Here is an 8,017-nt window from a genome sequence, read left to right as displayed (position 1 = left end):
GGTCGGTCGTTTCCAACACAGGTTTACCGGTGACGATACCGGCATTGTTGATGAGAATATCGACCCTGCCGTACTCGCTCAAGGTCTGTGCGGCGGCTTCGTGCACAGTCTCGGCATCGGTGACGTCCACCGTGAACGCCCCGGAACGGAACCGCGGCGCCGTAGCGGCCGCTTCAGCTAAACCGGCAGTTTCCGCCCCACCCTCGGCATTCAAATCCCACACAATAACGGCTCTGGCTCCGCGCCGAGCCGCTTCCACCGCCATCAGCCGGCCAATCCCCGACCCCGCCCCGGTAATCAACACCACGGCGCCCTTTACCGGAGCCTTGTAAGGTTTGAAAAACAACATCTTGTCCGCCTTCCTGCAAAGTTTTCTCAACCGAGGGCTGACATAGACCCCGGATTAGACCAAATTCTATTCCTGAGGCGCAATCGGCGTGGGCCAAACGGTAGGATTGAGGGCGTGAGAAAAAAGACGCAGCCGACCGAGGACGCTGGGCAACCCGCCGAGCTCGCCGCGGCAACCCCCGAGGACTCGCGGTCGCACACTCACCGCAAGAGGACTAAGAACTCGCCGTGGTGGACGGACCTGGTCGTGGGGGTGGTCGTCGCCGTCGTCATAATGGCGCTGGCCAAGGCGTTTATTTTTCAGTTTTTCGTGATTCCTTCCGAGTCGATGGAAAACACCTTGATGAAGGGCGACCGGATTTTTGTTTCGAAGATGAAGAACTTTCAGCCCATTGAACGCGGCGACATCGTGGTGTTCGAGGATCGCCACAACTGGCTGCCCGACGAGTTTAAGAACGACAACCCTACCGGTTTCGCCGCAACTGCTTTCGGGCAGGCCCTCGATAAGGGACTGCGAGTGCTGCAGCTGAAACCCGAATACCCCGGAGGATACCTGGTCAAACGCGTCGTCGGGGTCAGCGGGGACCACGTGACCTGCTGCACAGTGCAAAACAAGATTGAGATCAACGGCAAGGCCGTGGCCGAACCTTACCTGAAAAAGGGCGCAAACACGATACCGGTGCCTTTTGACGTGACCGTGCCCGCCGGCAAGTACTGGGTGATGGGGGACAACCGTGATAATTCCGGGGATTCCCGCTACCACCAAGACGACAACAACCACGGTTTTGTGGACGAGAAACAGATTGTCGGCCGTGTCATGCTGCGCTATTTCCCGGTGAGCCGGATTAAGACTTTTTCCAACCCGGGCCTCAATCAGCTACCCCGCGCGACGAAAACGGCCCAGCCGCCCATTAGCCAGCCGCCGGATAATCAGCCGCCGACTGACCAGCAACCCCCGACTTTGCCGCCGGCCACCGAGGCTGTCTCGCCCGGGGCCACCTCGCACGGAGCCTCCCCGGAGGGCCCGAAAAACGGCAAATAACGCGAAAATTCGTACCGTAGGCGGAGACTTCCCGGCGAGATTTAGCCCACTTATCGTTACAATCAAAGCGTGAATAAACATTTTAACGGCTTGAAGACCGCAGCTCTGTTGGGAGTGCTGTGGATGGTACTGCTAGCGATTGGCGCCCTGTTGGCGGGCGGCACCGGAAACCGTACGTGGATTGTCGTGTTCGGAGCCATAGCCTTGATTCAAACCGCGGTGGGCTATTGGAACTCGGACAAAATCGCTTTGCGCGCCATGAACGCCCAGCCGCTCACCCCCCAGCAGGCCCCCGAACTGTATTCGATGGTGCAGGGCTTGTGCCAGCAAGCTGACCAGCCCATGCCGGCCTTGTACATTGCCCCGACCCAAACCCCCAACGCGTTCGCGACCGGACGCAACCCGCAGCATGCGGCGGTGTGTGTCACCCAGGGCATTCTGGACATTCTGGAGCCGCGCGAACTGCGAGCCGTGCTGGGTCACGAACTCATGCACGTGTACAACCGAGATATTCTCACGTCTTCGGTGGCGGCTGGTTTGGCCGGGGTCATCACGTCTATAGCCCAGTTCGCCCTGTTCTTTGGTGGGCGCGACCGTGAAGGCGGCGGCGTTATTGCCACGTTGTTGCTCGCCTTGGGGGCGCCTATCGCGGCCTCTTTGATTCAGTTGAGTATTTCTCGGACCCGCGAGTTTGATGCGGACGAGGACGGGGCTCGCTTGGCTAATGACCCGTTGGCGCTGGCGTCGGCGCTGAAGAAACTGGAAACCGGGGTGTCTCGCGCCCCGTTGGCGCCCACTCCGCAGCGTCAAACCGTGTCCGCCATGATGATTGCCCACCCGTTTAGGGCGCGTAACCTGTTCTCGACCCACCCCCCGATGGATCAGAGGATAAAGCGTCTGGAAGAAATGGCAGGCTATTAGTCCCGAAACGCTGCCAACTTTAGGGCAGAGTTTTTTCCGGCGCGAAAAACCCCTAGATTAGTTACCGTGACTGAACTGAAGCGGGATTTGCGGACTTTGCCCAAAGCACACTTGCACCTGCACTTCACCGGGGCGATGCGTCCCCAAACCCTGCTGGACTTGGCTCGGGAAACCCAGCAGCGTCTGCCCCGCTTTATGGGGGAGGGCGACCCCTTGCATGTCCCGGCTGATGAGCGGGGCTGGTTCCGTTTTCAACGTTCTTATGACTTGGCACGAGCCCTGGTGCGTTCTGAAACGGTGATGCGTCGCATTGTGCGGGAGGCGGCCGAGGATGACGCGGCGGAAGGTTCGGGGCGGTTAGAGATACAAGTCGACCCCACGTCTTATGCCCCCTGGGTGGGCGGGCTGACTCCCGCCCTGGAAATCATCCTGGACGAAGCGAAAGTTTCCACCGCGGCAACCGGAGTGGAAATCGGGGTCATTGTGGCGGCATCTCGCACCCGCAACCCGATGGATGCCCGGACTTTGGCGCGCTTAGCCGCCCGCTATGCCGGGGATCAGCCGGGGGAAGTCATCGGATTCGGGCTGTCCAACGATGAACGTGCGGGTTCCACCCCTGACTTTGAACCGGCGTTTCGCATCGCCGCGAGGGCGGGGCTCGCCAGTTTTCCCCACGGCGGAGAACTGCGCGGCCCGGAACATATTGCCCAGGTGGTGCGCCACCTGCATCCCGCCCGTCTGGGCCACGGGGTCCGGGCAGCGGAACAACCCGACCTGCTGAAGTCGCTGGTGGACCACGGTATTGCTCTGGAAGTCTGTCCCGCCTCGAACGTGTCCCTAGGGGTGTATCCCACACTCGCCGAAGTTCCCTTGCGCACCTTGACTGAGGCCGGCGCTATGGTCGCGCTGGGTGCGGACGATCCGCTGCTGTTCCGGTCTCGGCTGTTGGACCAGTATGAATTTGCTCGTCAGATCGCCGGGTTTACCGACCGGGAGCTGGCCGAACTGGCTGCAGGCTCTGTCCGGGCCTCGCTGGCCAGTGCGCCAACCAAGACAAAACTGCTGGAGCAAATCGATTTGTGGCTCAAGAGTTCCAATCCTGGGAATTAAACGGGTAAAATCTGATGATAGTTGCTTTCCGGGATGGCGACGAGTTTTGCTGTGTGCCTCTAGCTAATCCTGTGAAGGCTGCCACGGAAACGGCCGAAAGCCTGTTGCCGGCAAACTTTCAGCAATCTGCCCGGTGGGCAGCATTTGGATTCACCAGCGGGAAGGCGTCAAAGTGTTCGATGAATGGCTAACCTTCCCTTCCAACGGGGTGGCGTGGGCATTTCAGATTTTTACCAAGTACGGGCCGCTGCCGATTATGCTGGCGATTTTTATCATTATGGTTCCGTTTCGGCTCCAGGTCCCCAAAGCCATACCGATGCACTACCGGCGAGCTTTGCTCCAGATTGGCTGGACCTACCGCGTCGCCCTGTCTTTCGCTCTCATTGCTGTGATGCTCAGCCCGGCTGCCCTCATCAGCTTGTATAACTCTGGTTTTTTGACGCAAAATGCGTTCAACTCGATGAATACTATGTTGGTGCTGGTGGTCGGGGTCGCTTTCCAGCTGCCTTACCTGTTGATGGTTCACGTGTGGTTTCCCCGGCCTTTGAACTGGGTGCCGAACCGCAACTGGGTCATCAGTCCGCGTTTTCGGGTTCGGGCCTGGATTGTGTATATCCTCATCTGGATGGCGACCGAAATCATGATGGTTGTCGGCGGAGTCGTGTTCGAAAAACCCAATGCCTCGATTCCTGGGGAAGAAATTATCGCCGCGACGGGATATTACCTGATAGAAGGCATAATCTTCCTGACTATGTCGGTGTACATCCAGTACCGGATTTCGTGGCGTAACCCCATTCCGGGGGTGCCCCTGGCGGTGGATATGGCGCTGCGGCGCGAAGACCTGAACAATGTGCAAAAGTTCGCCACGTTCATTTTGGGTGCGGGAGTGTCACGGTGTCTGCAGTTCCTGGCTCAGCTGCAATACGAGAGCGGACCGTTTGCCATCTCGGCTGTTTCTTTGGTACTGAGCTGGGTGGTATCTATCACCTCACTCGGTATCGCCTGCATCCCGACCTGGTGGTTTATGCGCAAGTTGGATCCGTCTCGGCGCCTGATGAAGGAACTCAGAAGCAATGTTATGAGCGAAAAACGCGACCCGAATCTGTTCACCTTGGAAAATTTCCGGAATATGTTGGACTACAACGAGGACGAACTCATAAAGGGGTCGATTCCCCAGCCACGAAAAAATTACATTATGTCCGTGTTGGACAGTCCCCGGAAAGACCTGCTGACCGCGCCCGGTTCTGGCTCCTCTCCGGAAGAAGTCGCCCAGGCCTTCACATATATGTCGAAGGTGGCGGCACGAGCGGGGGTCGGGCTGAACCCGGAGGAACGCAAAGGTCTAGCAGAGATTCGCGAAGCCGTACGAGAACTGGTGGAACACCGTGTCGCCTTGAACGAGGGCGTGGCATCCAACTTGATTCCAATCAACCCTGATGGCGCATTGGCTCAGGACGGTGAGCACGGGGATCCTGTTCAACTACCCGAAGGACAGACCGAGGACGGCGAACCTCTGGATTCGAGCTTGGCGCATCTGTTGGGTCAGTCCGTCAACGACACCGCGGTTGGCTTGGACTCCCAAACTTTGCAGGAATGGGGCGAGTTCTATAAAGAAAAAGACGAGATGGAGCGCCAGGAAAAGGCTTGGGAAAAGCAAAAGGAAATGCAGGAACTGGCCATCAAGACTTTCGGCTTCGACCCCTATGCCTACGACCCTTACGGTTACGCCAACCCCTACGGGAACCCCTATGGCGGTTACGCCAACCCTTATGAAGATTTTGGAACCGACCCTTACGCCCAGCCTTATGCGAACGGTTACGGCTACGGGACGTCGAATCCTTATGCGGATTTGTACGCGGATGGGTATGCCGACCCCTACGGCGGATATGGCTATGACCCCTACGGCTACAACGCGGGATATTGGCAGATGGATCCCAACGCGGCTGGGGCTTACGGGAACACGTGGGGTTGGCCCTACGGTATGCCGGCCATTCCCAGTCCACAGCCTTACGGTTACTTGGATGCGGGCGGCACCAGCAATGCCTCCGGTGAGGCTCCGGTGAACCCTGCGGGGGCTCCTGAGGCGTCGCCCGGGGCTGCTCCGGGGGCAGGTCCGCAGGGTGGGGCATTCCCCGCTCCTGGTGAACCGTTTCCACCGGGGGGAATCGGCGTCGGTGAGGTGAATCCCGCGAATAGCTGGCCGGGTGGCGGACCCCAGAACGCGGCGTTACCCGGTCAGTCCGGCGGACCCCAGGCCCCTGGTTTTAGCGGGCCCGCGGGACCGGGTGTGCCAGGAAGTACACCGGGTGTGTCGGGGGCGCCGACGGGACCAAGCGTGCCGGCGCCGGGAGATGCGCCACTGGGGCCGGGTATGGCCGTTCCAGGAGCGCCAGCAGGGGCTGGCACGCCGGTGCCAAACAATCCCGCGAATCACGTGAATCCAGTAAATCCCGCCGCGCCGGAACAACAGACTGTTGCGGGATATCCCTTTGTGGTACGAACGATGGAAGGCTATCCCACTGTGGGCGCTCCTGTGGCGCCCTCCCTGCATCCGCTGGTCAACTTGGGACAGCCTGGCCCGCAGGTTCCAAGCCCGCAAGCAAACTTTGGTCAGCCTGGCCCGCAGGTTCCGGGCGTGCCGGTCAACCCCGGTCAACCGGTTGCGCAAAGCGACCCGAGATTCCCCCAAAATCCCGGCCTTGTGAACCCCGCCGGATCGAATGTTCCCCGTCCGACCCAACCTTATGCCCCGGCGAACGCGGAAACTGCCGACGAGGCCATCGACCCTCGGGCTGTGTACCCACCGACCTTTGCCAAACCGCGGCCTGCCCCGAGACAGTACGAAGAATTCGTTGAGGACGAAGCCGAAATCGAAGAGCTGCCCTAGGGGGCGCAGCCCGAGCCAAAGGGGCAGCGTTTGGGTATAAAGGAGACGTAATCAGTGCGATTGGCCGATTTGTGTACTTTGCGCGTGGGGGGTGAAGCGCGCCGATTTTTGGTGGGGACGCGGCGAGACGAGCTGATTCAGGTGATTGCCCAGGCTGACGCGGCCGGGGAGCCGCTGCTGTTCCTGGGCGGAGGGTCGAACCTGGTACCTGTGGACGGCGAGTTTCCCGGATTGGTGATCCGCGACGGCCGCGAGGACACGCGGGTGTTGACCCTGCAGGAGTTTGGGAAATTGCGCGCTGGCGAGGCGGTCGTGGCGGAAGCCCAGCAGCTTGCCGCCGCCACGCCCTCGTGCGTATTTCTCAGCGTGTCCGGGGGGCTCGCTTGGGACCGGCTGGTGGAGTTTTGCGTGACGCAAGGGTTTTCCGGGCTGGAGGCGCTGAGTGGAATCCCCGGCGTGGTCGGAGCGGCGCCCGTGCAAAATATCGGGGCCTACGGCGGGGAGGTCGCGGACTGCCTGCTGGGAGTCACGGCGTGGGACCGCCAGGAGTGCCAGCTGGTGTATTTGAACGCGGCCGAGCTCCAGTTTGGCTACCGGGATTCCCTGCTAAAACAGTCTCGACTGCAGCTTGAGGCAGATTCGGGGCGGTCGCGGTTTGCGCCGGCACGCCCCGGGACAAACCCCGCCACCGGGCGGTGGATTGTGCTGGAAGTCGATTTTGCGGTGCAGCGCGGTGGGGGCACCCCGGTCAGATACGCCCAGTTGGCCAGGGCGCTCGAAGTACCGATGGACACGGTCGTACCGGCGGCCCAGATTCGTGCGGCAGTGCTGGAGCTGCGGCGTTCCAAAGGCATGGTTTTGGACCCAACCGACCATGACACCTGGTCAGTAGGGTCGTTCTTTACCAATCCGATACTGCCGGTCGAGGCGGCCGCGGCTTTGGAGTTGCCCAAGGACGCTCCCCGCTGGGAGACGGCGCTGCCGGGCCGTGCCGGAGAGGTGGGCGTGAAACTGTCTGCCGCCTGGCTCATCGAGCACTCCGGTATCACGAAAGGATTTGCCCTGCCGAACGCGGGCGCGGGAGTCTCGACAAAACACGTCCTGGCGCTGACGAACCGCGGTAACGCCACGGCCGCGGACATTAAGGCTTTGGCCAGCCATATTATCGCCGCGGTGCAGGGGGCTTATGGAATTACCCTGGTGCCCGAGCCGGTGATTTTGTAGCGCTTTGCCAATCGCCCAGATTCGCAGTGTCCGGAACGAATGACCGATTTCAACGCCTCCGAGCGCCACTCTGCCGACTTGAAAATGCGTCCACCAGCAGTTTTATAAACGGAGCGATGGGCGTGACTGCGGATTCCAACTCGAAATCGGTCGTTCATGCAAATGCCTCAGCGGTTTTCAAAGCCAGCCAGATTCCGGGTGTACCTGTCAGGGTTGTCAATAAACCGGGGGATTTGGGCGGTAGCTGCCAATAATGGCAGCTACCGCCCAAATCCCACCTTATAAACCACAAAACTCCGCTCTAAACAGATGTTTGCGAAAATAGCGGCGCATCTGGTAGTCTAGTTGGGCGCTTTCGGCGTATGGCGGGTTTCCCGAGTGGCCAAAGGGGACTGACTGTAAATCAGCTGCGCAATGCTTCAGGGGTTCGAATCCCTTACCCGCCACCACCACTTTATTCTGGGTTATTTTTACGGCACAGAAAT

At 60.0% G+C, this 8,017-nt stretch carries 6 protein-coding genes and 1 tRNA gene; 6 read left to right on the top strand and 1 reads right to left on the bottom strand.

Annotation, left to right across the window (positions count from 1 at the left end; translation table 11 throughout):
- On the bottom strand, positions 1-349 hold a 349-nt coding region (locus Q0X47_RS08115), incomplete at its 3' end, for an SDR family NAD(P)-dependent oxidoreductase (protein ID WP_297724858.1).
- A 114-nt stretch (positions 350-463) separates the two neighbouring features.
- Here Q0X47_RS08115 and lepB point away from each other — a divergent pair.
- The 6 genes from lepB to Q0X47_RS08085 all read left to right on the top strand — a co-directional run bounded on the left by lepB (position 464) and on the right by Q0X47_RS08085 (position 7,981).
- A complete protein-coding gene (gene lepB, locus Q0X47_RS08110; protein ID WP_297724855.1) occupies positions 464-1,390 on the top strand; it encodes a signal peptidase I in 927 nt (308 codons plus the stop codon).
- Positions 1,391-1,459: 69 nt separating this feature from the next.
- Positions 1,460-2,311, top strand: coding sequence for a zinc metalloprotease HtpX (gene htpX, locus Q0X47_RS08105; RefSeq protein WP_297724852.1), 852 nt, complete (start codon positions 1,460-1,462; stop codon positions 2,309-2,311).
- Positions 2,312-2,377: 66 nt separating this feature from the next.
- Entirely contained in the window at positions 2,378-3,421 is a 1,044-nt protein-coding gene (locus Q0X47_RS08100) for an adenosine deaminase (RefSeq protein WP_297724847.1), read from the top strand.
- A 172-nt stretch (positions 3,422-3,593) separates the two neighbouring features.
- On the top strand, positions 3,594-6,308 hold the full coding sequence (locus Q0X47_RS08095) for a translation initiation factor 2 (RefSeq protein WP_297724844.1): 2,715 nt from the start codon (positions 3,594-3,596) through the stop codon (positions 6,306-6,308).
- A gap of 54 nt (positions 6,309-6,362) precedes the next feature.
- Positions 6,363-7,532, top strand: a complete 1,170-nt coding sequence (locus Q0X47_RS08090) for a UDP-N-acetylmuramate dehydrogenase (protein WP_297724841.1) — start codon at positions 6,363-6,365, stop codon at positions 7,530-7,532.
- Positions 7,533-7,896: 364 nt separating this feature from the next.
- Positions 7,897-7,981 (top strand) — tRNA-Tyr (locus Q0X47_RS08085).
- Positions 7,982-8,017: the final 36 nt, after the last annotated feature.

This window comes from uncultured Mobiluncus sp. (assembly GCF_947254095.1).
Taxonomy (GTDB): Bacteria; Actinomycetota; Actinomycetes; order Actinomycetales; family Actinomycetaceae; genus Mobiluncus.
Note: the sequence above shows the minus strand (reverse complement) of the source record. Positions and strands in the feature narration are given on the sequence as shown.